The 24534-nt window shown below is 57.0% G+C and carries 22 protein-coding genes; 17 read left to right on the top strand and 5 right to left on the bottom strand.

Annotated elements, in window-relative coordinates; translation table 11 throughout:
- Window positions 1–172 precede the first annotated feature (172 nt).
- Window positions 173–994 (bottom strand): pyruvate, water dikinase regulatory protein, encoded by an 822-nt coding sequence (locus tag HHJ16_RS00255; protein ID WP_293639714.1) that lies wholly within the window; start codon window positions 992–994, stop codon window positions 173–175.
- Between the two features lie 179 nt (window positions 995–1173).
- Between HHJ16_RS00255 and ppsA the strand changes: the two genes are divergently transcribed.
- From ppsA to HHJ16_RS00170, 17 genes are all read left to right on the top strand, one after another.
- Window positions 1174–3573 carry a phosphoenolpyruvate synthase gene (gene ppsA, locus HHJ16_RS00250; protein WP_293639713.1) on the top strand — a complete coding sequence of 800 codons (2400 nt, stop codon included), beginning with the start codon at window positions 1174–1176 and terminating at the stop codon, window positions 3571–3573.
- A gap of 263 nt (window positions 3574–3836) precedes the next feature.
- A complete protein-coding gene (locus HHJ16_RS00245; protein ID WP_293639834.1) occupies window positions 3837–4562 on the top strand; it encodes a 16S rRNA pseudouridine(516) synthase in 726 nt (241 codons plus the stop codon).
- Window positions 4563–4684: 122 nt separating this feature from the next.
- A complete protein-coding gene (locus HHJ16_RS00240) occupies window positions 4685–5623 on the top strand; it encodes an EI24 domain-containing protein (protein WP_293639712.1) in 939 nt (312 codons plus the stop codon).
- Window positions 5624–5641: 18 nt separating this feature from the next.
- Window positions 5642–6442, top strand: a complete 801-nt coding sequence (locus HHJ16_RS00235) for a molybdopterin-binding protein (protein WP_293639711.1) — start codon at window positions 5642–5644, stop codon at window positions 6440–6442.
- Between the two features lie 219 nt (window positions 6443–6661).
- Window positions 6662–8077, top strand: a complete 1416-nt coding sequence (gene glnA / locus HHJ16_RS00230) for a type I glutamate--ammonia ligase (protein WP_293639710.1) — start codon at window positions 6662–6664, stop codon at window positions 8075–8077.
- Between the two features lie 142 nt (window positions 8078–8219).
- Window positions 8220–8732 carry a hypothetical protein gene (locus HHJ16_RS00225; protein WP_293639709.1) on the top strand — a complete coding sequence of 171 codons (513 nt, stop codon included), beginning with the start codon at window positions 8220–8222 and terminating at the stop codon, window positions 8730–8732.
- Window positions 8733–8780: 48 nt separating this feature from the next.
- Window positions 8781–9896, top strand: coding sequence for a nitrogen regulation protein NR(II) (gene glnL / locus HHJ16_RS00220; RefSeq protein WP_293639708.1), 1116 nt, complete (start codon window positions 8781–8783; stop codon window positions 9894–9896).
- Between the two features lie 58 nt (window positions 9897–9954).
- Window positions 9955–11499 (top strand): nitrogen regulation protein NR(I), encoded by a 1545-nt coding sequence (ntrC, locus tag HHJ16_RS00215; protein WP_293639706.1) that lies wholly within the window; start codon window positions 9955–9957, stop codon window positions 11497–11499.
- A 248-nt stretch (window positions 11500–11747) separates the two neighbouring features.
- Window positions 11748–12758, top strand: coding sequence for an adenosylcobinamide-phosphate synthase CbiB (gene cbiB, locus HHJ16_RS00210; RefSeq protein ID WP_293639833.1), 1011 nt, complete (start codon window positions 11748–11750; stop codon window positions 12756–12758).
- Window positions 12755–13780 carry an aminotransferase class I/II-fold pyridoxal phosphate-dependent enzyme gene (locus HHJ16_RS00205; RefSeq protein WP_293639704.1) on the top strand — a complete coding sequence of 342 codons (1026 nt, stop codon included), beginning with the start codon at window positions 12755–12757 and terminating at the stop codon, window positions 13778–13780. Before cbiB ends, HHJ16_RS00205 begins: the two co-directional genes overlap by 4 nt.
- Window positions 13777–15243 carry a cobyric acid synthase gene (locus HHJ16_RS00200; RefSeq protein WP_293639702.1) on the top strand — a complete coding sequence of 489 codons (1467 nt, stop codon included), beginning with the start codon at window positions 13777–13779 and terminating at the stop codon, window positions 15241–15243. The genes HHJ16_RS00205 and HHJ16_RS00200 overlap by 4 nt, the downstream gene beginning before the upstream one ends.
- Window positions 15244–16092: 849 nt before the next feature.
- Window positions 16093–17694, top strand: coding sequence for a methyl-accepting chemotaxis protein (locus tag HHJ16_RS00195; RefSeq protein ID WP_293639700.1), 1602 nt, complete (start codon window positions 16093–16095; stop codon window positions 17692–17694).
- 260 nt (window positions 17695–17954) lie between these two features.
- Window positions 17955–18311 (top strand): NAD(P)H-dependent oxidoreductase, encoded by a 357-nt coding sequence (locus HHJ16_RS00190; RefSeq protein WP_293639698.1) that lies wholly within the window; start codon window positions 17955–17957, stop codon window positions 18309–18311.
- 193 nt (window positions 18312–18504) lie between these two features.
- Entirely contained in the window at window positions 18505–19146 is a 642-nt protein-coding gene (locus HHJ16_RS00185) for a glutathione S-transferase (protein ID WP_293639697.1), read from the top strand.
- 332 nt (window positions 19147–19478) lie between these two features.
- On the top strand, window positions 19479–20087 hold the full coding sequence (locus HHJ16_RS00180) for a lytic transglycosylase domain-containing protein (RefSeq protein WP_293639696.1): 609 nt from the start codon (window positions 19479–19481) through the stop codon (window positions 20085–20087).
- A 37-nt stretch (window positions 20088–20124) separates the two neighbouring features.
- Window positions 20125–20778: an SCO family protein gene (locus HHJ16_RS00175; RefSeq protein ID WP_293639695.1), complete on the top strand. Its 654-nt coding sequence runs from the start codon at window positions 20125–20127 to the stop codon at window positions 20776–20778.
- Between the two features lie 125 nt (window positions 20779–20903).
- On the top strand, window positions 20904–22103 hold the full coding sequence (locus HHJ16_RS00170; protein WP_293639694.1) for a histidine kinase: 1200 nt from the start codon (window positions 20904–20906) through the stop codon (window positions 22101–22103).
- Here the strand turns inward: HHJ16_RS00170 and HHJ16_RS00165 are convergent.
- The 4 genes from HHJ16_RS00165 to HHJ16_RS00150 are packed head-to-tail and all read right to left on the bottom strand — an operon-like array spanning window position 22093 to window position 24343.
- Entirely contained in the window at window positions 22093–22848 is a 756-nt protein-coding gene (locus HHJ16_RS00165; protein ID WP_293639693.1) for a response regulator transcription factor, read from the bottom strand. The genes HHJ16_RS00170 and HHJ16_RS00165 overlap by 11 nt on opposite strands.
- 14 nt (window positions 22849–22862) lie before the next feature.
- Window positions 22863–23441, bottom strand: a complete 579-nt coding sequence (locus HHJ16_RS00160; protein WP_293639692.1) for a type II secretion system protein — start codon at window positions 23439–23441, stop codon at window positions 22863–22865.
- Window positions 23419–23805, bottom strand: coding sequence for a type II secretion system protein (locus HHJ16_RS00155; protein WP_293639691.1), 387 nt, complete (start codon window positions 23803–23805; stop codon window positions 23419–23421). The genes HHJ16_RS00160 and HHJ16_RS00155 overlap by 23 nt, the downstream gene beginning before the upstream one ends.
- Window positions 23806–23809: 4 nt before the next feature.
- Complete coding sequence (locus HHJ16_RS00150) at window positions 23810–24343, bottom strand: type II secretion system protein (RefSeq protein ID WP_293639690.1); 534 nt, start codon at window positions 24341–24343, stop codon at window positions 23810–23812.
- Between the last annotated feature and the right edge of the window lie 191 nt (window positions 24344–24534).

The following is a 24534-nucleotide window of genomic DNA, read 5'->3' as shown; positions in this document are numbered from 1 at the left end:
TTTCATTGGACAGCACTCTTCAAGGCAATATCGTGGTCAGTGCAATAGCAGCATGTGCCATGCAAACGGGTCATTTCGGGTTTGGCGCAAACAGGCAAGTCCGTCCAGTCCCAGGGGCCGGCTTCGCCCCCGCACGGAGCAGGTTCATCAGGCGCTAACGCGACACCACCTATCAGTATTCCAGCCGCTCTGGTCTGATCTCCTGCAGGATGGTCGTGGCAATCTCTTCGATCGACTTGGTGGTGGTGGAAAGCCAGCGTATGCCTTCCCGACGCATCATGGCTTCCGCCTCATGAATTTCGGTGCGACAGTTGTCCAGGCTTGCGTAAACGGAGTTTGGTCGACGTTCGTTGCGGATCTGGCTCAAGCGTTCTGGCGAAATCGTCAGGCCGAAGATTTTTTTACGGTGTGACACCAGCGCGGGTGGCAACTGGCGGCGGTCAAAGTCTTCGGGAATTAGCGGGTAGTTAGAGGCCTTAAGGCCATACTGCATGGCCAGATACAGCGAGGTCGGCGTTTTGCCGCTGCGGCTGACGCCGACCAGAATGACGTCTGAGCCTTGCAGATCCCGGTTGCTCTGGCCATCGTCATGGGCCAGCGAAAAATTGATCGCCTCAATCCTGTCGTCATATTCCTTGCTTTTGGAGGCGTCCGAAAAGCGGCCCACGCGGTGGTTTGATTTGATTCCAAGTTCATTTTCCAGCGGCGCCACAAATATGCCGAACATGTCCAGAAGCATGCCATTGCAGTGGGTTTTGATAACCGCCAGAATATCCATATTCACCAGCGTCGTAAATACGATGGGCCGCTTGCCTTCTAGTTCTCCTGTGTGATTGATTTGCCGAATAGCCTGGTGCGCTTTATCCACGCTGTCTATGAATGGCAGGCGGACGTGACGCGGTTTTAGCTCGAATTGAGCCAGGATGGCGTTGCCAAAGGTTTCGGCGGTAATTCCGGTGCCGTCGGAGATGAAATATACGGTGCGATCAGACATGGTGGGCCGTCCAGGCAAGTGAAAGGTGGGGTAGGGGCACATCCGGCAACTGGCCCCTACAATCGTAGGAATTATCCAGATTGTCATGCCTTGCCCCGCTTCAACCCCCTAAAACAACAATCAGGTTGCACGCCGCGCACGGCCAATACCCCAGTTTTTAAACCTCCCGGAGTATTTCTATGTCCAACTTGTTTGAGGCGACCGCCCTGGTCGTACCGTTTGAAAACTTGAGAATGACCGATGTCGAGGCCGTGGGTGGCAAGAACGCCAGTCTCGGTGAGATGATCTCGCAATTGCCGACCGGGCCTGAGGGCGTGCGAGTCCCGACTGGATTTGCCACTACAGCACACGCCTTTCGCGTATTTCTGGCTTACGACGGGCTGGACAAAAAAATCAATGCGCTGCTGGATGCGCTCAACACCGACGACGTGCGAGCACTTGCTGAAGCGGGAGCCAAGATCCGGGCTCTCGTTGAAGCCCAGCCCTTTCCGCCGGAATTCGAACAGGCCGTGAGCAGGAGCTTTGCTTTGCTAAGCGCCGGCAATGCGCAAGCCAGCTTTGCGGTCCGCTCGTCTGCCACCGCCGAAGACCTGCCCGACGCCTCGTTTGCTGGCCAGCAAGAAACCTTTTTGAACGTGGTCGGCATTCAAGACGTGCTGCACAAGATGAAAGAAGTGTTCGCCTCGCTTTACAACGACCGCGCCATCAGCTATCGCGTGCACAAGGGCTTTGCCCATGCCGATGTGGCCTTGTCGGCCGGCGTACAGCGCATGGTGCGCAGCGATTTGGGTGCGGCGGGGGTGATATTCACTATCGACACCGAAAGCGGTTTTGAAGACGTGGTCTTTATTACCTCAAGCTACGGCTTGGGCGAAACAGTCGTTCAGGGCGCTGTGAACCCAGACGAATTTTATGTGCACAAGCCTATGTTGAAGGCGGGCAATCGCGCCGTGATTCGTCGCAATCTCGGCTCCAAGCTGCTGCAGATGGAGTTCACTACGGCGGAAGAAAAAAAAATCAGCGGCAAGCTCGTCAAGACTACCGATGTGCCGATTGAGTTGCGCAACCGCTACTCTCTGTCCGATGAAGATGTGGAACAACTCGCCCGTTACGCACTGATTATCGAAGGCCATTACGGTCGCGCCATGGACGTGGAATGGGGTAAGGACGGCATTGACGGAGAGCTTTATATTTTGCAGGCACGCCCTGAAACCGTAAAAAGTCAAGCCAAAGGCAAGGCAGAGCAGCGCTACAAACTCAAGGGTACTGGCACCGTGCTGGCCGTGGGCCGGGCTATCGGCCAAAAGATCGGAACCGGCCCAGTCCGAATCGTGCACGATATCAGCCAGATGGATCAAGTTCAGCCGGGCGACGTACTGGTGACCGACATGACCGACCCGAACTGGGAGCCGGTGATGAAGCGTGCGAGCGCCATCGTAACCAACCGCGGTGGCCGCACTTGCCACGCGGCAATCATCGCGCGTGAGCTCGGTATTCCTGCGGTGGTCGGGTGCGGCGACGCAACGGAAATGCTTAAAACCGGCATGCTGGTAACCGTGAGTTGTGCGGAAGGGGATACCGGCAACATTTACGACGGCTTGCTGGAAACCGAAGTCACCGAAGTGAAGCGCGGTCAGATGCCGCCCATCGACATCAAGATCATGATGAATGTGGGTAACCCTCAGTTGGCCTTTGACTTTTGCCAGATGCCCAACCAGGGTGTTGGCTTGGCGCGGCTTGAGTTCATCATCAACAACAATATCGGCGTGCATCCCAAGGCGATCCTGGATTACCCGAACATCGACAGCGATTTGAAAAAAGCGGTGGAAAGTGTGGCGCGCGGCCATGCCTCACCCCGCGCGTTTTATGTCGACAAGGTTGCCGAAGGCATTGCCACCATAGGAGCGGCGTTCTGGCCTAAGTCGGTGATTGTTCGTTTGTCGGACTTCAAGTCCAACGAGTACCGCAAGCTGATTGGGGGTTCCCGCTATGAGCCCGAAGAAGAAAACCCAATGCTGGGCTTTCGCGGCGCGGCGCGCTACATCAGCACCGATTTTCGGGAAGCTTTTGCCATGGAGTGTGAGGCGCTTAAGCGCGTGCGCAATGACATGGGTCTGACCAACGTGGAGGTCATGGTGCCGTTTGTGCGAACACTCGGCCAGGCCAAGGCCGTGACGGAACTGCTAGCCCAGCACGGCCTCAAACGGGGTGAGCAGGGCTTGCGCGTCATCATGATGTGCGAAGTGCCGAGTAATGCGTTACTGGCCGATCAGTTTCTGGAGTACTTCGACGGTTTTTCCATTGGCTCGAACGATCTGACCCAACTCACACTCGGCCTGGACCGCGATTCGGGTTTGGAGATTCTCGCCAAAGACTTTGACGAGCGCGATCCCGCTGTAAAAGCGCTGCTCAGCCTAGCCATTTCGGCCTGCAAGCGGCAAGGCAAATATATTGGCATCTGCGGCCAAGGCCCGAGCGACCATCCCGACTTGGCCCTGTGGCTGAAAGAGCAGGGCATTGGTTCAATTTCGCTTAACCCGGATACGGTGATTGATACCTGGAAGCATCTGGCCAACTGAGTTTGTCAGGCGCTTGCCCGCCAACTGAGCAAAACTCCGATGTTCGCTTGAATCTTGTTTTGGCGGTCGTGCGGTCCTAGGGGTGGTCTGCATAATCGGTGGGGGTACGAAGTAGTGAGCCGTTTTCGTCCTTTGCAAAAGTGGTCCCCCCGTTTGAGGGCTGCAACAACAGTTCGTTGCAGCCGCTCGAGGGCTGTCCGATCTGGCGTCCTCGGACAGGAGGAGCAGCGAGGCCGCTGGGCGACAATAGCGCCATGGTCATCATGCAATTGCAGGAAATTCTTTTCTCTCAGGGCTTTGGTACGCGCCGTATTTGTGCCGGGCTGATTCAACAAGGTTTTGTGGCCGTTGCGGGAGCCACTTGTACGGATTCAGCGATGGAATTCGAAGCAAAAGACCTGCACTTTACTGTGCAAGGCGTGGCTTGGGAATATCATGAAAAGGCATATTTGATGCTTCACAAGCCCGCAGGCTACGAGTGTTCCCAAAAGCCCAGCAGCTACCCCAGTATCTACACCTTGTTGCCCGCCGCGGTTCGGCAGCGCGGCGGTGGTGCGGCGGCTGGCGTACAAGCGGTAGGGCGGCTGGACCAGGACACGACCGGCTTGCTGCTGCTGTCGGACGACGGCAAGTTTATTCACCGCATGAGTTCACCCAGACACCATGTGCCCAAGGTTTATGAGGTGACACTCAAACACGCGGTGGACGAAAAACAGATTCAGAAATTGCTGGCTGGCGTAGTCCTGGACGACGACCCCAAGCCAGTTCGGGCTGCCACCTGTGAAAAAATGGGCGATTTGCAGTTGAGCCTGACGCTGACAGAGGGCAAGTACCACCAGGTCAAACGCATGATTGCCGCAGTGGGCAACCGGGTGGAGGGCCTGCACCGCTCGCGTATTGGCAACTTGCCATTGCCGGATGATTTGAAACCCGGGGCCTGGCGCTGGCTGACGACGCAGGATCTGGCCAGCATTGCCGCCGCGCCCTGACTCAGGCAGGACCTCAATCGGATAGAAGTCGAAGACGGCTTGCGTATCCCGACGGGACCAATCAATTTCACTTCAAGCCCGAGCCACAGCCACCACCTGGCCAATCGCGGTATCCTTCCTTTATGAGTAAGCTTCTTGATTCCTTCTGGCGCGCTGCCATGTACTGCCTGCATCCCCGCGTCATCGCCCTGTCCGTGCTGCCGGTTGTCATCATGGGGATACTTTCGCTTGGCTTGGGTTATTTCTTTTGGGAAAGTGCGCTCACGGCGGTGCGGAGCAACCTTGAGAGTTACGAATTGGTCAACGCGATGGTTCATTGGCTGGACGGACTGGGGCTGACCAGTCTTCGCCTCGTTCTCGCCCCTGTGCTGCTGCTGTTTTTGGCAATTCCCGTGATCGTGATTACCACGCTGCTGTTTGTGGCGATGTTCATGACGCCGGCCATGGTGGCTTTGGTGGCTGAACGGCGCTTCCCTCAGTTGGAGCGCAGAAAAGGCGGCTCGATGCTGGCTAGCCTGTTCTGGTCACTCGGATCTACCGCACTGGCAATAATTGCGTTGCTGGTGTCGATTCCACTGTGGCTGATTCCGCCGCTGATTTTGATTTTGCCCCCATTGATCTGGGGCTGGCTGACCTACCGCGTGATGTCGTATGACTCGCTGGTGGAGCACGCGAGCAGCGAGGAGCGACACCAGATTTTCAGGGAGAACCGGGCGCCGTTGTTAGGGATTGGCGTGATCAGCGGTTACCTGGGTGCTGCGCCAAGTTTGCTTTGGGCTTCAGGCGCGATGTTTGTGGCCATGGCGCCTATTCTGGTGCCATTGGCCATCTGGATCTACACGTTGGTTTTTGTGTTTTCGTCGCTCTGGTTTACCCATTACACGCTGGCAGCCTTGGAGCAACTCCGCAAGAAAAACAATGCACTCGCGCCGGTTTCCGCGCTTGATCCGCAGGCGGTTCTAGCGCCTGAATCAGGGGCAAACAAACAGCTTCCCGAGGCGCCTACGGAACTCTCGCCCAGCTTTAGGCCGCTCGGCGTCCAGTCCGATCTCCTGTCATAACTTCAAGACCTTCCTTTCATGACCACACATTTTGGACTTGTCATCATTGGCGATGAAATCCTGTCAGGTAAACGTGCTGACAAGCATCTCCCCAAAGTCATCGAGTTGCTCAAGGTGCGTGGTCTGCAGCTTGAGTATGCCCACTACGTGGGCGACTCCCCTGAGCGAATTACCGCTACCTTAAAGCGTGCTTTTGCGTCCGGTGATGTGGTGTTTTCCACCGGCGGCATTGGGGCTACGCCGGACGACCACACTCGGCAGTGTGCGGCTAGGGCTTTAGGGGCAGATCTTGCCCTGCACCCTGAAGCCGAAGCCATGATTCGGCTGCGCATGCAGAATCTGGCCAAGGAGCATGGAATCGTTTACGAGCCGAATCGGGCAGACAACATTCACAGGCTGAACATGGGCGTCTTTCCGGCAGGGGCGCAAATCATTCCCAACCCGTTTAACGGAATTCCTGGCTTTAGTTGTGGCACGATTCACTTTGTGCCGGGGTTTCCGGTCATGGCTTGGCCCATGATCGAATGGGTGCTCGACACGCACTACCCGCATCTGTTCAAGACCGCTGCCTGGATCGAGAAATCGGTCATCGTGATGGGGGCTATGGAGGCCACCCTGACACCGCTGATGCTCGCTGTTGAAGCCGCGCATACCGGGATCAAAGTTTTCAGTTTACCCAGTGTGGATCACCCCGAGCATGGACGCCATATTGAACTGGGTGTGAAAGGTCCGCCTGATGCTGTCGACCAGGCCTATCCGGCCTTGCTAGCGGGGCTGCACAAGTTTGACCTGAAACTAGGGCCTGAATTGGTGCGATAGTTTTTGCATCATAAAAGTGCATGAACAGAAAGCACCTTTGTGGTGCATAAAGACCCTCTTTTGGATTTTAATCAAGAGAAGCCCTGAACCGTCCCCAGATGGCGGCACAATCGACGGTTTAGGAAAATACTGGATAGCCATTGGCTTTGGCACAAAACGTGCGTTCAGCAGGTCCGAAAACAATTTTTTCAACCACCCATTCAGCAACAGGAGATTTTGATGGCAAAGACCGTCGCAGACGTCATGAAAATGGTCAAGGAAAACGAAGTTAAATTCGTTGACTTCCGATTCACCGACACCCGGGGTAAAGAGCAGCACGTGACTGTGCCAGTGTCCCACTTTGACGAAGACAAGTTCACCTCGGGCCACGCATTTGACGGCTCATCGGTTGCTGGATGGAAGGGTATTGAAGCTTCTGACATGCAACTCATGCCTGACGCCAACACGGCGAACATCGATCCTTTCTTTGAAGAAACGACGCTGTTCATGAGCTGCGACGTGGTCGAACCTAGCGACGGCAAGGCCTATGACCGCGATCCACGCTCGATCGCCAAGCGCGCTGAAGCGTACCTCAAGGCCTCCGGTTTGGGTGATACGGCTTTCTTTGGACCCGAGCCTGAATTTTTCATTTTTGACGACGTGCGCTGGAACACCGACATGTCGGGTACCTTCTTCAAAATTGAAGAATACGAAGCGCCCTGGAATTCGGGTAAAAAACTCGAAGGCGGCAATCGCGGCCATCGTCCCACCGTCAAGGGGGGTTACTTCCCGGTGCCGCCTGTGGACAGCACGCAAGACATGCGGGCTGAAATGTCCCTGATACTCGAATCGCTGGGGATTCCCGTCGAGGTGTTCCACCACGAAGTGGCGGGTGCGGGCCAGAATGAAATTGGTACCAAGTTCAGCACGCTGGTGGAGCGCGCCGACTGGACGCAGGTGATGAAATACGTCGTGCAAAACGTCGCGAACGCGTACGGAAAAACGGCTACATTCATGCCCAAGCCCATCGTTGGCGACAACGGTTCCGGCATGCACGTGCATCAGTCCATCTGGAAAGACGGTAAAAACCTGTTTGCCGGCGACGGCTATGCAGGCCTGTCTGATTTCGCCTTGTATTATGTGGGCGGCATTATCAAGCACGCTCGTGCCCTGAACGCGATCACCAACCCCGGCACCAACAGCTACAAGCGATTGGTTCCCGGCTACGAAGCACCGGTCAAACTGGCTTACTCGGCCAAAAATCGTTCGGCTTCAATTCGCATTCCTTATGTGGCAAACCCCAAGGGTCGCCGCATCGAAGCACGTTTCCCCGATCCTCTGATGAACCCCTACCTCGGCTTCGCCGCTTTGATGATGGCAGGCCTGGACGGCGTGGAAAACAAGATTCATCCTGGCGAAGCCGCCACCAAAGATCTATACCATCTGCCGCCCGAGGAAGATGCAAAAGTGCCCACCGTGTGCCACAGCCTGGACCAGGCGCTGGACGCACTGGATGCGGGCCGAGGCTTTCTGACCAAAGGTGGCGTGTTCACCGACAGCATGCTGGACGCTTACATAGAACTGAAGATGGGTGAAGTAACGCGTTTGCGTCAAGCAACCCATCCGATCGAATTTGAGATGTACTACTCTCTGTAATTTTCAGTCTGTGGTTAAAAGGACGGCATTCGCCGTCCTTTTTTATTGCTTTGAAGATTATGGCTTTGTCGGCTTTGTATTTTTGTCACTTTGTCGCATACTTAACAGCTGATCTTGCCTTCCTGGGCACCGGAAATTTCGTATGAAACACGCCTTGTTCTTGTCTACCGTGTCCTTGCTGCTGGCCGTTACCGCGAGTGCCACTTGGGCGCAGCAGATTTACCGTTGCGTTGTACCCGGCGCAGGTGCCCCCGAATACATCAATAATGTCAAGGACGCCCAAACCCGCAACTGCAAGCCGGTGTCCGGCGGCAATGTCACTGTGGTGCAAGGAATGCCCTTGTCAAAAGGCCCCGCGCGCGTGGCCGCAGCGACTGCTTCGAGCGGGCAGCGCAGTGAGGGCAGCGCTGAGCAGCGTTCCCGCGATAGCGACACGCGCGGCATTCTCGAAGAAGAACTCAAGAAGGCCGAGGCGAAGCTGGTGGAGCAGCAAAAGGAATACAACAACGGCGAGCCCGAAAAGCAAGGGATCGAAGGGCGTAACTACCAGCGCTACTTGGATCGCGTGGCTGAACTTAAAGACGGCATCGTACGCAACCAAAGCGACATTGCCGGCATCAAACGAGAGATTTCCCGTCTGCCCACCGCGCATTAGGCCTTGCAAATCGGCCTTTGGCGCAGCTGCCGCGCCTTTTAAGACAAAATGGATGGCTTGAACAAGCCTGCCAACCCACCCCTTCACGCCGCTTTATCTTCTGCCACGGTTTCGGGGCCACCGCGCTTTCAATCGTTTGATCTTTTGGCTACGCTGGTAGCGGTCGTCCGTACCAACGGATGCGTCGTGTTTGCCAATGCGGCGCTTGAAGACGCTCTTGGCCTGTCCCGTCGCACCATAGAAGGCTCACAGCTTCCAGACTGTTTTACCGAACCGCTGATTCTGCAAAATGCGCTGGAAGGCGCCAGCAGCAATGAGTTTGCAGCGCTGCGTTATGACGCGTGGCTAAGGCGATTAAATCGCGAGCCGCTGCCCGTGCACGTGGTGGTCGCGCAAACCGACACGGCGGGCGAAGCGATCGTGGAGTTGCTGCCCCTTGAGCAGCAGGCTAAACAAGACCGCGAGGAACGCCTGTTCGACCAGGCACAAGCTAATAAAGAACTGATTCGCAATCTGGCGCACGAAATTAAAAACCCATTGGGGGGCATTCGTGGTGCAGCGCAACTGTTGCAAATGGAAATCGACAAGGATCTGACCGAGTACACACAGGTCATCATCCACGAGGCCGACCGGCTGCAAACTCTGGTAGACCGTTTGCTCGCACCGCATCGCCGCCCGCACTTGGTGGGTGACGTGAATATCCACGAAGTAAGTGAACGGGTTCGTTCTCTTATCCTGGCGGAGTTTCCCAAGGGACTGCGGGTGATGCGGGACTATGACACCTCGATCCCCGATTTTCGCGGCGACCGCGAGCAGCTGATCCAGGCCGTGCTGAACATCGCCCACAACGCGGCTCAGGCGCTGGCAGAGCGCATTTCGGCAGGCGATGCGCAGATCACCTTCAAGACCCGAATCGCCCGCCAAGTGACTTTTGGCAAGCAGCGCTATCGCCTGGCATTGGAATTGCATGTTGTTGACAATGGACCGGGCGTGCCGGACTCCATCAAAGACCGGATCTTCTATCCCCTGGTATCAGGGCGAGAGGGCGGTTCGGGGCTGGGGCTCACACTGGCGCAAACCTTTGTTCAGCAACACCACGGTTTGATTGAGTGCGACAGCGTGCCGGGACGTACCGACTTCAAGCTTCTCATACCGCTGCCTTGATGTGTCGTGGGGGTCTTTCATTTCACTGATAACGGGTAGTACCAAAGGGATAATAAATATGAAACCGATCTGGATTGTTGACGATGACCAGTCGATCCGGTTTGTGCTGGAAAAGGCTTTGCTTCGCGAAGGCTTGCCCACGCGCAGTTTTACCAATCCCCGTGAAGTTCTGGCGGCCCTGGAAGTTGCGACAGAGGATGACGGGCCACAAATTCTCGTCAGCGACATCCGCATGCCCGGAGGCTCTGGCCTGGATTTGCTCGAAAAAATCAAGATAAAACTTCCTGGTTTGCCGGTCATCATCATGACGGCGTTCTCGGATCTTGACAGCGCCGTCTCCGCCTTTCAAGGCGGTGCGTTCGAATACCTGCCAAAGCCGTTCGATCTGCTCAAAGCCGTTGAGCTCATTCGCCGTGCGGTCGAGGAAAGCCAGCGGGAGGAAGTTGCAGAAGAGCGGATGGCGGCGGCCCCGGAAATGCTGGGCCAGGCGCCCGCCATGCAGGATGTATTTCGAGCCATTGGCCGCTTGAGCCAGAGCATGGTGACCGTGATGATCACGGGGGAATCGGGCTCGGGTAAAGAATTGGTGGCACGCGCGCTGCACAAGCATTCGCCACGCGCCAATGGGCCGTTCATCGCCATCAACACCGCAGCCATCCCGAAGGATCTGTTGGAAAGCGAGCTGTTCGGTCATGAGCGCGGGGCCTTCACCGGCGCTCAGACAATGCGGCGCGGTCGTTTTGAGCAAGCCGACGGTGGCACGCTGTTTCTAGACGAGATTGGCGACATGCCTTATGACCTGCAGACGCGGCTGTTGCGCGTTCTGAGCGATGGGCACTTTTATCGCGTGGGCGGCCACACCGCTGTCAAAGCGAATGTGCGCGTGATTGCAGCCACGCATCAGGACCTGGAGCAGCGCGTGAAGGACGGAGGTTTTCGGGAAGACCTGTTTCACCGCCTCAATGTGATTCGCCTGCGCTTGCCCGCCTTGCGAGAGCGGCGCGAAGATGTCTTCATGTTGACACGACACTTCCTGCAACAAGGCGCCAAGCAATTGGGTGTGGATCCCAAGCGCATTTCAGATGCGGCCTTGCAGCAGTTGAGTAGCTTCGGTTTTCCAGGCAATGTGCGCCAGCTTGAAAACATCTGCCACTGGCTTACTGTCATGGCTCCCGCACAAGTGATTGAACCCAAAGATCTCCCGCCTGAAGTGCTGAGCGCTCTGCCAGTGGTGGCACCGGCCTTGGCGCTGGCGGAAAAAATAGCGGTCGCCAAACCGGAGAAAAGCGATCCTCCTGCAGCGGTCTCTGCCACTTATATGCCCGAGCCTGCGGCCCCCGAGTCGCACCCTCGGTCTTTGGTCGAGCTTGTGGAAAACGGACACAACGATGAAAGCTGGGAAAGCGGATTGGAGGCCGAGGCCATGGCCCTGCTGTCCTCCGGGCGCAGCGATGTGTGGGAGGTTTTGACGCGCCGTTTCGAATCGAAGTTAATTCAGACCGCCCTGGTCAGCACACGCGGTCGCCGCATTGAGGCGGCTCAAAAGTTGGGTATAGGGCGCAACACCATTACGCGCAAGATTCAGGAGCTCAATTTAGAGTAGACCCTGCGGAGGGGCTGGGCAGCCTAAAAAGTGAAGTGCAACACCCCTTTAAAATCTATCTAAAGAGTGTTCATGAAATCAGAAACCCGCGAATGAACTTGCCCCAATGAAATGCGCACCGGATTGTGCCGGCCGGCGACTGTCTTGTGAGTGGCACCGGTCGCTGATGAATGGCTGCGTCGCACGTTCGGATGCCTGACGTGCTGGCGACCTGGGACGACTTTCACCCCTTCCTGAGTCGCGCCGGCATGGCCGGTTGCCTGGCGCTGATGTTGATCGCTGTGTTGCTACTGGCGATGTGGATCGACGGGCGCTGGGGCGAGCCGCCCAATTCGGTTCATCCGGTGGTCTGGATCGGGCGCTACCTCGAAAGGTGTGGCGGACTCACTGTGCGCTGCTCACCTGCCTTTGCGTTTCTGCTGGGTGCTTTTGCGTGGTGGCTGGGTACCGTGGTGGTCGGCGCGATGGCGTGGGGCTTGCAGTCCTTAGCTTTCCAGCAGATGGTGGGCGTCAGTGCGATGTTGGGGTCGAAGAGCAGGCTAACCCATGCGCTGATGGCCGTGCCGCTAATCATACTGATGGGCTGGCTGCTCAAGTCCATGCTGTCCTGGCGCATGCTGCGCGACGAGGTAGGCGCGGTCGAGTCAGCGCTTGATCAATCGTTACAAGCGGGACGTGAGCGCCTGTCGTGGCTGGTCAGCCGCGACACCTCGCAGCTGAGCGAAAGCGAAGTGCGCGAGAGCGCGATTGAATCGCTGGCTGAAAACCTGAACGACTCGGTGGTTGCACCCATTTTTTGGTTTGTTTTGTTCGGACTACCGGGCGCCGCCGTTTACCGTTTTGCCAACACGGCGGATGCCATGTGGGGCTACCGTGGTGTGCACCGGGGGCAGTACTGGGAATGGGCCGGCAAATGGGCCGCTTGGGCTGATGATGTGCTGTCGTGGGTGCCAGCGCGACTGACCGCCTTGATGTTGATGCTGGTCGTGCCGGGGGAGCACAAATTGCCTCTTAAAGCCCTGTGCAGTGAAGCCCGCAAAACACCGTCACCTAACAGCGGCTGGCCAATGGCGACCATGGCTTTGATGCTAGGCGTTCGCCTGGGAAAGCCCGGTGTGTACACGCTGAATCCAGCGGGCCGACGACCTCAGGCCTCAGACACCTTTTTAGCCCAAAAATATGCATTCAAAACGCTTGTAGTCCTTGTTATAGCGGCGCTATTAAGCATTGTTTTAGTTGCGCTGGAAGTGGCCTTATGAGCGCGGAAAGACCAATCTACCTGCGCGCTCACGGTGGGCCCGATCATCAAGGCGTTCCGCTCGTCGACTTCTCGACCAACAGCAACGCCTGTGGGCCTTGCCCGGCAGCGCTGCTAGCCGTTCGGCAAGCCGATGCCAGCCAGTACCCGGATCCGGCTTACACCGCTTTGCGGCAGCAGCTCGCTAAATTCCACGACGTGACTGTTCAGCGCGTTCTGCTGGCGGCCAGTGCCAGCGAGTTTATATTTCGCATCACAGCGCTGGTTGCGCGGCAGGCCGGCCGAACCATCTGCTTGCCGCCGCACAGCTATGGTGATTACGCGCAAGCCGCCCGCGCCTACGGTCTGGCGGTAGTGACCGGTGCTGAGACAGCAGCACTGCGCTGGGCGTGCGAACCCTCCAGCCCGCTCGGCGCTGCGCAGCCGGGTTTGGGCGAGCTGGTTGATGGAATTGAGGCCAATGCCGTGGTCGTGCTTGACCGCGCCTACGAGCCCTTGCGGCTTAGCGGCGCACTGGCGCTTACCGACGCGCAACTGCACACCGTCTGGCAGCTCTGGACGCCCAACAAGGCGCTGGGTCTGACCGGCGTGCGTGCGGCCTATGTAATCGCGCCCTTGGAGGCGGAGGAAGCCGTTGAAGCGCTGGAGCAGCTGTGTCCTTCGTGGCCCGTCGGCGCCCATGGTGTGGCGATGCTGCAGGCATGGACTCGCAGCAACGTGCAAACTTGGCTGGCAGACAGCCGGCACACCTTGCGCGACTGGAAGGCACGTCAAATTGCTCTGTGTGAATCCATGGGCTGGACTTGCGTGCCGAGTCACGCCAACTTTTTTTGCGTTCGTCCGCTACTGTCCGCGGCCATGACGTTGCAGCAAGCTTTGGCCGCACTGCGCTCGCAGGGGATCAAGCTGCGCGACACGGCCTCGTTCGGTTTGCCTGGCTACGTGCGAGTCAGCGTGCAAGCACCCGCCGGGCAAGATGCGCTAGCGCAAGCCTGCCAACACGTCATCAGGAAAACGCCATGAGTGCAAAAAGTGTCATGGTTTTAGGCACGACGAGTGGCGCGGGAAAAAGCTGGCTCAGCACCGCACTGTGCCGTTTTTACGCAGGCCAGGGCTTGAAAGTCGCGCCCTTCAAGGCGCAGAACATGAGCAATAACGCCCGTGTCGTCGCAGGCGGAGAAATCGGTAGTGCCCAGTATTTTCAGGCGTTGGCTGCGCGCGCCGTACCGGACATCCGCATGAACCCGCTGCTCCTCAAACCCGAGAAGGATACGCAAAGCCAGGTTGTCTTGATGGGGCAGGTGAACGCGGAACTCTCGCGCATGGAATGGCGCAGCCGCAGTGCGGCGGTCTGGCCCGTGGTGGCGCAAGCGCTGGATGCGCTGTTGCAAGAGAACGACGTAGTGGTCATCGAAGGCGCTGGCTCGCCAGCGGAGATCAACCTCGCATCGAGCGACATCGTCAACATGCGGGTGGCGCAGCACGCCAACGCCGCCTGCCTGCTGGTGACCGACATTGACCGAGGCGGCGCGTTTGCCCATCTCTACGGCACCTGGGCATTGCTGACCGAATCCGAGCGAAAGCTGCTCAGAGGCTTTGTCCTCAACAAGTTCCGTGGCGACGCCAGCTTGCTCGCCCCTGGCCCGCAAATGCTGCAAGACCTGACCGGGGTGCCCACCGTTGCCACGCTGCCGATGTGGTGGCGGCATGGTCTGCCTGAAGAAGACGGTGTTTTTGACGATCGCAGCACCACCCCTGGCTTTGCAACGGGTGCGGTGACCAAACTCGTCGCCGTCGTGGCCTATCCGCGCATCAGCAACCTGGATGAATTCCAGCCTTTAAAAAACGTGCGGGGCGTGCGTCTGAAGTGGGTACGCAGCCCGGCCGAGTTGGCGGACGCGGACTGGATCATCCTGCCCGGTTCCAAACACACCAGCGCCGACTTGTCCTGGCTGCGCGCGCAGGGCTTGGATCAGGCCATCGCGACCCACGCCCGCAGGGGAGGGCCGGTATTGGGCATTTGCGGCGGACTGCAAATGCTGGGTGAAGCCTTGATTGACCCCCACGGTATAGACGGCAATGGCCCCGGCCTGGGGCTGCTGCCTGTGGTGACGGTGTTTGAAGGAGCCAAAACGGTGCAGCACCGGCGAGTCACGTTTACGGCGCTGAGAGGGTGCTGGGCTGGCCTGTCAGGTGTTGAAGTGCCAGGCTATGAAATTCACCACGGCCAAACAGCACCTCATTCCGCCATGGCTGCAGCAGGGGATATTGCCTACCCGGTGATGCCGGAAGGCCTGGCCTGGCAAAACGCAGCGGGTAATGTGCTGGGCCTGTATTTGCATGGACTATTTGAAGACCCTCGCGTATTGCAGGCCCTGTTTGGCGCCGCCACGCCCACACTGGATTCGGTGTTTGACGGGTTGGCGGATTACATCGCCCTTCATTTTCAGCCGGGTTTTTTGCAGTCGCTCATTCGCGCAGAGTGACCCGCGCTATCCGGGCACCCGTTTCAAAGGTCCAAAACAGGCTTTGAGCGACTCGGCTTTGCAAATAATGAACTGGTCTCCTTTGGGGCTGAGCTGAATATAGCGGGTTGCCCCATCAGCCGACGCCTCATGCAAATCGCCCGAGCAATCTTTTTTGCCATTGCTTTCACTGAGGGTTTCCACAAGCCGGTAAAAACCCAGGAGGCTCGGTACCGGCGAGACCTCATAATTCCCTTGCGTCACTTCTTCGCCGCTGGATCCTGTCCGGGTACCGTCGGGCCGAAATTGGTAGGTTTCTGCGCAAGACTTACCCGGCAGCCTCCAGGTCCAGCTTCCTACAAGGGGATGCTGAGTAGATCGGGCAGGTGCTTCGGAGGCGCGAGGAGCAGGAGGCCCGGCCGCCTGTGCAGCGCCCAAGACAGAAAGCAGGGCGGCAAAAAGGAAGCCTGTTGGCAGGCAATAGCTTCTGGTGCAGGGAACAGCTTGTTTCGAATTCATAGGCGATTATGAGAACAGTTGCGGGCGCTTGGCAAACGAGCTTGTCCAAACCAAGGCAAAGAGTTGACGTGACACCTCCAGACGCAGCGGATCCTTTGCCCAATGGCGGTCAACATGGCAAGGCGTGAGCCCGTAACGTGGTGACAAACCGCCTTGTGCCTACTAGTTTTGACCGCGCTGACATCATGTCGTCACAGAAAGCCTGTCCAATAAAGCCGCAGGCAGTCGCTCGCCGATCCCCTTCATTGCCGATGAACCGAATTTCGCACAGGGGTTCTGAACCGCGACATTGCGCTTGACACCCCTATGCAAGAATCAACCTTCAAGCCTCACAACACACTTGGCAGGCGCATGCTTGCCACCTTTTTCACTATTCTTCTGCTGACCCTCGTCGGCTCAGCCATTGGGCTTTGGTCGTTGTACCGTGTGGATGGCGCAACCAGCCAAATGGTGGAACAAAGCATGACGACGGAAAGGCTGGTGGCCGATGCCTTCCGGTACCAGCAAATCAACGCGGTGACTTACAAGGCAATGGCCCTTAGCGCCGAGCCCGAGGTGGGAGAAATCCTTGCGGCCGATATCATGGCCACGCAGCAGCGCTACGACACACTTATGAGGCTTCTGGCGAAACGTATGCAGACCCCCCAGGAACAAGCCTTGCTAAAGACAATAAGCGCTGCTGACAAGGATTTCTCGATCGCCCGATCCGAGCTCGTGGTAGCGCACGACACCGGATTGACTGAACACATCCGAAAGGTGTATTCGGAGCGTTTCCTGCCTTCATCCACTGCGTTGCTGGCCGGCGTCGCGGCCTTAGCCGAGTCCCAGCGCCGGGCTATTGATGCCGCTGCCAGCCAGATTGCACTGTGGAGCGTCAGAGCGCGCATCGCACTCATCGTGTTCAGCGTCGCGGCGCTGATTTTAGGCACGGTGCTTTCACTGTGGCTGGTACGTACCATCACGCAACCCATCCGCCTGGCGAGTGATACTGCCGATCGCGTGGCGAGACTGGACTTGCGTCACGACATCGAAGGACACGGGCGCGACGAAGCCGGCCAATTGCTTACCTCGCTGGGCGTGATGCAGGGCGCGCTCCGCACGTTGGTGCGGCAGGTGCGCGGCTCGACCCAAAGCATTAGCAGTGCATCGACCGATATCGCCAGTGGCAACGCTGACCTCTCGATCCGGACCGAGGAGGCGGCCGCCAGTCTGCAACAGACTGCCGCTTCACTCGAGCAGATCACGCAGGCCGTTCGGAACTCGGCCGAGGCGGCCCACCGGGCCGAAGAAATGGCCTCGGCGGCGGCCATTCTGGCGGTTCAGGGCGGCACGGCGGTCACTCAGATAGTGAGCACCATGCAGGAGATCCACCAGTCTTCCCGTCGCATTGAGGACATCATTAACGTGATTGACGGCATTGCCTTTCAAACCAATATTCTGGCGCTGAATGCGGCCGTGGAGGCAGCTCGCGCGGGTGAACATGGGCGCTCTTTTTCAGTGGTGGCCGCCGAAGTGCGGAGTTTGGCCACCTTGTCTGGCAAGGCCGCCCGGGAAATCAAGTCGCTGATTCATGCATCGGTGCAAGGGGTGAAAACCGGCGCCCATCTGGTGGACCATGCGGGCCAGACGATGACCCACATCGTGGAGGCCATCCAGACGGTGGCGCACACCATTAGCGAGGTGACAGGCGCCACCGAGGCCCAAACCCGCGACATTGCCCAGATCAACTCCGCGGTCTCGCGGCTTGACCACATGACCCGGCAAAACTCGGTCTTGGTGGAACAGTCAGCCTCTGCGTCCGAGAGCCTGCGCGGGCAAGCTCTTGAACTGGCTGCGCTCATAAGCCGCTTTGTGCTGCCGGCACAAGCCGGAGCAGACCCCGGTCGGGCGATCGCCAGCCCGCGTTTGAAGCAGCCGGCGCGGAGGCGCTTGACGCCCGAATTGGGAACCTGAGCTTTAGGGGAACCCGCTGGCTCTTGGTGTCGGTTGGTTTTTCAGGGCGAGTTCAGTGAACGCTCAATGCGGCGTCTACGGGCGATGAAAACCATAAAATAGCGACACCGCAAAGCCAGCCCTGAACATGGGCAATATGCTTCGCTAGACTTTGATTGGGCTCTGACATTCGGCTGTAGCGACAGTTCTTGCCTGCAACCTGGCGTTGGCCCCGTTAAACAGAAGCTACCAAAGCGTTCGGCATCCTGAACCAGAAAATCATGAATCTGCTCATCGTTCTCGGGCATCCCAGAACCGCGAGCTTGTCCGGTGCGCTCGCTTTGGCCTTTGGGGAAGGGGCTCGAAAAATTGGCGCCGACGTGCGCCAACTGGCTCTCGCGACACTTGAGTTCGATCCTCACGTCCGTACAGAATCGCCAGGCGATCAGGCCCTTGAAGACGATCTCAGCAAAGCGCGCGACCTGATCCTCTGGGCGGAGCATCTGGTAGTGGTCTATTCCACCTGGCGGGCAACTGCAGCAAGGCCGGATCACGTCAGCGGAAAGGTTTCAGCAAAAGATCGGCGCCTGGCGATGCGGCCGAGCGCATTAGCAGCCGGTCTCGCGCCTACCGCGTAAACCTCACCGTGCTGGCGCTGGTCTTCAGGTTGCTGGCAGCCGGTCCCCGCAGTGCGTTGCTGGCTTGGCTGTTGTTCAAACGCAGGCTGTCGGGCAAGCCGCCTTAGCCCGCTAGTCGGCGTTGTCGCAGTCGTTGCACCGCCTCGGGCTCGCGCCGCGTAAACTGGCAGGCCAACATCAGGAGACTCTTATCATGCTTACCCTCTGCGGCTCCCCAATTTCCAACTATTACAACAAAGTCAAGCTCGCGCTGCTTGAAAAAGGCGTGGCTTTCACGGAAGAGCTGGTCCCCATCATGAGTAAAAATGAGGCGGTACTGGCGGCGTCGCCGTTGGCCAAGATTCCTTATATCCGCACGCCGGAGGGCGCGTTGTGCGAGAGTCAGGCGATCATGGAATACATCGAGACGGCGTATCCGCAGCCGCCGCTACTGCCGGCTGGCGCGTTTGCCGCAGCCAAGGTACGCGAGTTGATTACCTTTATTGATCTGCACCTGGAACTGGTCGCACGCGACCTGTATCCGCAGGCCTTCTTTGGCGGAACCGTGAGTGAGTCCAGTCAGGCCCGCGTTCGCAAGCAGCTCGAAAAGAACATCGCCGCCTTCAGGCGGCTCGCAAAGTTCTCGCCTTTCGTCGCGGGCGACACCTTTACCCAAGCCGACTGCGCTGCTTTCGTCAGCTTGCCGCTGGTGGCCATGGCCACTAAGGCGGTGCTGGGAGAAGACCTGCTTACAGCCGGGGATGTGGATTATAAGACCTACGTCAAATTTATCGGCGAGCGTCCTTCGGCCCAAAAAGTGGCCGCCGACCGCAAAGCGGCGCAACAAAAAAAATAGGCACTTAGGGTCTGCTATTACAGAAATAGCAGATGCTGCCCAGCAGCATTCGGCTAGAACTCGAAGCTGTTGCGCTGCTTATTGCGCACGGTCCTGGCTCCTGACGATTCCGCCCCCACGGTCTTGCGCTGACGCCCCCGAGGCGACCCAGAGCAGCGTCAGCCTCACGCGTATCAACTCGCTGGCTCGCCTTTGCGTGAGTGATTGGCCGGTTGGCTTGAATGACGGACCCATCCCCGCGCGAAGGTAGGGCGACTACCCATTTGGCTGATTGTTCGGCCTCTCTACTATGGGTTCAGTGGTCAAGGAAGACGTTAAAAACCGAGGTAAAAATGACAAAGCTTGCGCTATTGGCAATCGTCCTGGGGGGTACGCTAGGGCCCGGGCAGCCTGCAGTTGCGCAAATTTTTGGTGGTATATCTAACAGCGGCGCTGTTGTTCTCTCAAACATCGTGTCCGATGAGGCCCGAACCCTAATTGTCAGTGCGCCGGTCATCACCGCATCACTCACTCAGACCCTGCCGACTCGCCGGGCAGCTGCGTCACCCGAGGCGTTTCAGTCTTTTATTCTTGAAGCCAGCGCGGCATCCAGGCTGCCTGCAGAGTTGATTCACGCGGTCATCAAGACAGAATCCAACTACAACCCGCGTGCGCTGTCGATTAAAGGCGCGCAAGGCTTGATGCAGCTCATGCCCGCCACCGCCAAGCGGTTCGGCAGCATCAATTCGCTCGACCCACGCGATAATATTTTGGCAGGTAGCCGCTATCTGCGCTGGCTGATGGATTACTTCAACCAAAACATGGAGCTAGCGGTTGCCGCCTACAACGCGGGAGAGGGGGCTGTGGTCAAAGCCGGGCACAAGATTCCACCTTACGAAGAGACTCAAAAATATGTGCCTAAAGTCCTTGAGCGCTACCGACAGGCGGCCGGACTTGGCTAATGCAGGCAACCACTACCAAAAAAGAGAGGAGTATCTGATGAAACATCCAGGGACGAGCGGCAGTGCAGGTGCAGTTGTAGCGGTTGTCGCATTGCTTTCTTTGTGGGGAACCACCGGATCGCTGAGGGCTGCTGAAGCAGGTGAGCATGATCAGCACTCTCATCATCACATCGCCGTGTCGGATGCGGGTGTCAAACGTAGTGTTGGAAATTACTTGATACCGCAAGTGACTTTGACCCGACAAGATGGTGCCCAAGTAGATTTGGCCAGTGAACTGGACGGTGGCAAACCCGTGATCCTGGCGTTTATTTACACCAGTTGCACAACGGTGTGCCCCATGACCAGCCAGGTGCTTTCTCAAACGCAGGAAATGTTGGGTAAGGATGCTGACAAAGTTCGTATCGTGTCAGTTTCTATTGACCCAGAATACGACACGCCTGCACGTTTGCGCGAATACCGTCAAAAATTTGCCGCCAGGGAAGGTTGGCAGTATTACACCGGTACCTCCCAGGCCAGTGTGGCCGTGCAAAAAGCTTTTCAGGCGTTTCGCGGCGACAAAATGGACCACGCTCCACTTATTTTTCTTAATCAGGGTAACGGCAACTCTTGGGTACGGCTGGAGGGATTTCCCACTGCGAAGCAAGTAATGAGCGAGTATCTAAATCTGACTCAGAGCGTTTCGGGTGGGTAGGGCACCCGGGATTCCAATCGCTAATCGCGGCTGCTCGAAAACCGAATACGCGCTCCGTCCCTCCTTTCTCAGGGGATGTGTTACACAGTCATTATTCAGCGAGTAACGCAGATTTGGGTTGCACCATGACCGAACTAGACTTAATTGTTTGTACCATCAAAAATATCCAGGCTCAGGCGCAAATTGCTGGCGGTCGGTTCACTGCGCTAACTGACTTGCTCAAGGTCGCTACCCTGATATGCGACCGCGACGGAAAGGTCACCTTCGTCAATCAGCAGGGACTGAGAATGCTGCATGCGACTCAGTCCGACGTTCTGGACCTGCAGCTGGCTGATGTGCTTGTGCAGGCGGGACTGGACTTGATTGATCGTATGAGGGTACAACCGGGCGCGCTCGGAGCACGCCCCCTGGACGACTTTCTGATTGACACCCGAGGCCAAAGACAGCGGGTTTCGATGTTGGTACATCCTCTGGACCTTGATCAGTCGGGTGCCGCACGCGCCATGATCATTGTGGTGCCAGAAAAGCAGCGTTCTGCTTTGTATCAAGCCTTCGCTCGATCCGGCTCAATTCAGGACTATCTCTCGAATTTTTTGCTACTTACCCAGGAAGCCGAGCGCAAGAAAATTGCCGCCGACCTGCATGATGGTTTGGGCCAAGTGCTAACCGCGCTGAAGTTTCAGGTAGAAGATGCATTGATCCGCCTTGATGCTGAAAAAACTGACGAGTCCAAGAGTATTTTGAAAGAGGTGGTCGTTCAACTGCGCGGCGCGGTAGGTGAGGTGAGGCGAATTTCAACGGAATTACGGCCCAGCATGTTGGATGACCTCGGACTACTCCCAACGCTGCAGTGGTTTTGCCGGCAATTCGAGGCAGCGCACACTGGCATCAGTGTCACGCTGGACGAAAAGATAAAAGAAGAAAATATTCCGGTTTCGTTCAAAACCCCAATGTTTCGATTGATTCAAGAGGCGATGAATAACGTCGCCAAGCATGCCCAGGCTACCAGCGTATTCATTTATGTGCGGGTTCATAACGGCGGGTTCTTGGCGGGCGTGGTCGATAACGGAGTGGGCTTTGATGCAGAACGATTACTCTTGGGCGCTAGCTGTCTTTTGGGTGTCGGTATCAACAGCATGCGCGAACGTGTCGAGGCGTCGCATGGCGTCTTCCGTATCCGGTCACACGAGGGATCAGGAACCGCCGTTAGTGCGGCGTGGGGATCTGACAACGACGATTTCCAGTGGACAGACCCGGGGTCGCTGGGAAATTTTGATCAATTTCGCAAACACAGTCAGTCGCGGGGCCTGGACCTTACGCAGTAGGCGTACCGTTGTTCGAACCGAGCAGCGTATGGTCAAAACCGTCTTCAGCAACGCCACTTACCGGGAAATTCAGGTCGACGTAGCCGCTCATGTGTTCACGCTCCACCCAGCCTTGTTCCAACGCCAACAGCACCAGTTCCGTGGCGCTTTTCAGTCCCAGTTTGTGCATCAGGCTGGCCCGGTGTTTCTCAATAGTTTTTTGACTGACGTTTAAAAACTCAGCGGCGGAGCGATTGGTGCGTCCTTCCGCCACCAGTTTCACGATAGAGCGTTCCCGGGAGGTGAGCTTATTCCAAGGTGTTTGGGGTTTGTCGGTAGAGTCCCCGTTCAGGTAGCTGTTGACGACCTGTCCCGAAACGTCAGGACTCAAAAACTTTTTACCATTCAAAACGCTGCGTATCGCAACAATCAGTTCGTCATAAGTCGCGTCCTTTAAAACGTAACCGTCGACGCCAGCTTTCAACGCTTCCCGAACATACTCCTGGGACTTGTAAACCGTTAACGCAATAATGCGAATTCCAGGGCTGCGCCGTTTGATTTGCATCGTTGCTTCGATGCCATTCATGCTGGGCATTGAAAGATCCATCATGATCAAGTCGGGGACCAAAGCGATGGCTGTGCGCAGGGCCTCCTTGCCATCTCGGGCTTCGGCAACCACCTCAAAGTCAGCTACGGCGGAGATCATCGAACGCAGACCCGCGCGCAAAAGGTTGTGATCTTCAACAATCATGATGCGGTGTTTCATTATTCTTTACCCTTCTATGGTGTCCTGAGAGTCGACGGGCCAGCCTGGTTAGGCAGTTTCTTATTCGCCGCACGAAGTGCGCTTCCTGCGATCTTGGCGGCCGGTGGGTGAAATATAAACAGCCATCCCCTGTAACTCTGTGCAGCAGAAAATTCGGCGTATTTTGGAGCAAAACCCGCTTTTTTCAGAGGTACTTGATCCGATAAACTGTACACACCAGTAATTCTTGAGCCTTGTCGCAGCACGCCCCAAGTGTCGTCCCCTCGAACGGGATCCAGATAGAGCTGGCGCAGATGGTGCTGAGGTTGAGGAAAGCGGTCATCTTTTACGAGATCCTCAAGGGTAAGTGGCAACGCTTTAGTCGGCCCTGGCGTCGCGTAGTAATACCGTTCAATAGCCGCCCTATATTGCTCTCCAACAAATAACAGGTCTTGTTCTCGTTCGCGCGCTAGTCTGGTTGACCAAACTTCGGCAGTTTTTGTCATAACCACCCCAAGAATAGCCAGGAAAATCAGCAACCCCAAGAGCATTACCCCTTGTTCCTTGTGCGATTGGAAGATAAATCCGTCGTTACGGCGACTTTTTGCCCACATCGCGGTCTTCCTCTTTATTCATGGCGCTCTTGATGTCGTACACCCCGGTCATTGTTTCGTCTGGCGGTGGTACTGCGATCCAGTCGGTCTGCTGCGTAAATGGATCTACTGGCATTGCTCGCAAATAACGCTTTGAAACTAGTTCCTCCAAAGTCTCTGGATAGCGCCCGTTGTCGCCGAAAAATTTGTCAATCGCGTCGCGCAAGGAGTAAATATTTTGCTGCTGTACGGATTCTTTCCCGCGTTCAATACTGGCAAAGTAACGCGGTGCCGCCAAGCTCAGCAGCAGGCCAATGATGCTAATGACCACAACAAGTTCAATCAGCGTAAAACCCGCAACTGACAACCGTCCATTTTTTTGCATAGCGTTACCAGTGGTCATATCGGAGGCCGTTTAGTCCCGTTTTGGGGGACTGCGAGTGAATGTCAAAAACATCGCTGCCAGGTTGGGGGTCGTCAACCGGACTGACGTAACTGCGCGGTGACCAAGTGCTGGCCGCAGCGAGTGTAGGGTCGATATTGAATGGATCCCTGGGCAGGCTGCGCATAAAAATAAGCGGCAAATTCACGGCTTCCTTGGTACTTGTGATCGGCGCTGTCAAGAGGTCGAGCGAAGGCGGATAACCCGATTCCCCAACCGCCTTGGGAATCAAGCCGGCATCGGAGGCCGCTTTGTACTGATCCAATGCCGTTCGTATTTGACGCAGGGCTTGGCGCAGTTCGTATTCCTTCACTCGAACGCTTGCGATTTCAGCCAATGGCATTGCCGTTAACGCGATGATGCTTAAGAGCGTCAGCGTAACCAGCAACTCGATCAGCGTGAAGCCATTCGGTTTAGTGTGCAGTACACAGTTGTTCGTGGTCTGATGGGTACCGGATTGAAGCGCATCAGTCAGTGTCACGGGCCGCTCCTTACAGCCGGCATTCCCATTGGCGGCTGATACGGGCTTGCCGGCGTGGTCTCAATAGGCGGCGAGAAGATATTGCCGGATGCGGCGGAGTCTGGTGCTGCGCTCGCGCCCGGAGGCGTCGTGGGAGCTACTGGAATCGCAGGGCTGACGATAGCCCCGGCACCGGGGATTGCACCTGTCGG

It is taken from the genome of Polaromonas sp. (assembly GCF_012927485.1).
Taxonomy (GTDB): domain Bacteria; phylum Pseudomonadota; class Gammaproteobacteria; order Burkholderiales; family Burkholderiaceae_C; genus Polaromonas.
The sequence above is the reverse complement of the archived record's forward strand: the minus strand, read 5'-3'. Positions and strand labels throughout refer to the sequence as shown.

What these genes read in the sequence shown, in the direction of transcription:
- HHJ16_RS00175 (WP_293639695.1), top strand. Translation starts at nt 20,125, where the DNA reads ATGAAACATCCAGGGACGAGCGGCAGTGCAGGTGCAGTTGTAGCGGTT.
- ntrC (WP_293639706.1), top strand. Translation starts at nt 9,955, where the DNA reads ATGAAACCGATCTGGATTGTTGACGATGACCAGTCGATCCGGTTTGTG.
- HHJ16_RS00205 (WP_293639704.1), top strand. Translation starts at nt 12,755, where the DNA reads ATGAGCGCGGAAAGACCAATCTACCTGCGCGCTCACGGTGGGCCCGAT.
- HHJ16_RS00170 (WP_293639694.1), top strand. Translation starts at nt 20,904, where the DNA reads ATGACCGAACTAGACTTAATTGTTTGTACCATCAAAAATATCCAGGCT.
- glnL (WP_293639708.1), top strand. Translation starts at nt 8,781, where the DNA reads ATGGATGGCTTGAACAAGCCTGCCAACCCACCCCTTCACGCCGCTTTA.
- HHJ16_RS00190 (WP_293639698.1), top strand. Translation starts at nt 17,955, where the DNA reads ATGAATCTGCTCATCGTTCTCGGGCATCCCAGAACCGCGAGCTTGTCC.
- HHJ16_RS00245 (WP_293639834.1), top strand. Translation starts at nt 3,837, where the DNA reads ATGCAATTGCAGGAAATTCTTTTCTCTCAGGGCTTTGGTACGCGCCGT.
- HHJ16_RS00155 (WP_293639691.1), bottom strand. Translation starts at nt 23,805, where the DNA reads ATGCAAAAAAATGGACGGTTGTCAGTTGCGGGTTTTACGCTGATTGAA.
- ppsA (WP_293639713.1), top strand. Translation starts at nt 1,174, where the DNA reads ATGTCCAACTTGTTTGAGGCGACCGCCCTGGTCGTACCGTTTGAAAAC.
- HHJ16_RS00200 (WP_293639702.1), top strand. Translation starts at nt 13,777, where the DNA reads ATGAGTGCAAAAAGTGTCATGGTTTTAGGCACGACGAGTGGCGCGGGA.
- cbiB (WP_293639833.1), top strand. Translation starts at nt 11,748, where the DNA reads ATGGCCGGTTGCCTGGCGCTGATGTTGATCGCTGTGTTGCTACTGGCG.
- HHJ16_RS00185 (WP_293639697.1), top strand. Translation starts at nt 18,505, where the DNA reads ATGCTTACCCTCTGCGGCTCCCCAATTTCCAACTATTACAACAAAGTC.
- HHJ16_RS00195 (WP_293639700.1), top strand. Translation starts at nt 16,093, where the DNA reads ATGCTTGCCACCTTTTTCACTATTCTTCTGCTGACCCTCGTCGGCTCA.
- glnA (WP_293639710.1), top strand. Translation starts at nt 6,662, where the DNA reads ATGGCAAAGACCGTCGCAGACGTCATGAAAATGGTCAAGGAAAACGAA.
- HHJ16_RS00235 (WP_293639711.1), top strand. Translation starts at nt 5,642, where the DNA reads ATGACCACACATTTTGGACTTGTCATCATTGGCGATGAAATCCTGTCA.
- HHJ16_RS00180 (WP_293639696.1), top strand. Translation starts at nt 19,479, where the DNA reads ATGACAAAGCTTGCGCTATTGGCAATCGTCCTGGGGGGTACGCTAGGG.
- HHJ16_RS00255 (WP_293639714.1), bottom strand. Translation starts at nt 994, where the DNA reads ATGTCTGATCGCACCGTATATTTCATCTCCGACGGCACCGGAATTACC.
- HHJ16_RS00165 (WP_293639693.1), bottom strand. Translation starts at nt 22,848, where the DNA reads ATGAAACACCGCATCATGATTGTTGAAGATCACAACCTTTTGCGCGCG.
- HHJ16_RS00240 (WP_293639712.1), top strand. Translation starts at nt 4,685, where the DNA reads ATGAGTAAGCTTCTTGATTCCTTCTGGCGCGCTGCCATGTACTGCCTG.
- HHJ16_RS00225 (WP_293639709.1), top strand. Translation starts at nt 8,220, where the DNA reads ATGAAACACGCCTTGTTCTTGTCTACCGTGTCCTTGCTGCTGGCCGTT.
- HHJ16_RS00160 (WP_293639692.1), bottom strand. Translation starts at nt 23,441, where the DNA reads ATGTGGGCAAAAAGTCGCCGTAACGACGGATTTATCTTCCAATCGCAC.